The sequence below is a fragment of the Paraburkholderia sp. SIMBA_030 genome (assembly GCF_046535245.1).
In the GTDB taxonomy this organism is placed as follows: Bacteria; Pseudomonadota; Gammaproteobacteria; order Burkholderiales; family Burkholderiaceae; genus Paraburkholderia.
Genome location: NZ_JAWRXB010000952.1, coordinates 1 through 258, shown reverse-complemented (window position 1 = coordinate 258; position 258 = coordinate 1). Strand labels below are relative to the sequence as shown.

General features: G+C 31.0%; 1 pseudogene. It reads left to right on the top strand.

What is annotated here, in order from left to right:
• Positions 1–42: 42 nt before the first annotated feature.
• Positions 43–258: pseudogene (locus tag SB772_RS42835) on the top strand (hypothetical protein); the annotation flags it as partial.

Here is a 258-nt window from a genome sequence, read left to right as displayed (position 1 = left end):
AGATTTTGTGCAGGTATTTTAATAAAGTAAAGAATTATTTTTGTGAAGATAAGTCAGATCACATTTACCCGATTTATTGCTTCCATAGCAATTGTTATTTCTCATTTCAACAAAGATCTGTTTTTATATAAAATAGGGGCTGTTTCCAATCTTTTTTTAAGAGCCAACGTAGGTGTCAGTTACTTTTTTATTCTTTCGGGATTTATCATGATCGTAGCGTATAGCGGAAAGTCCAGAATTGATTATTGGGAGTTTTAT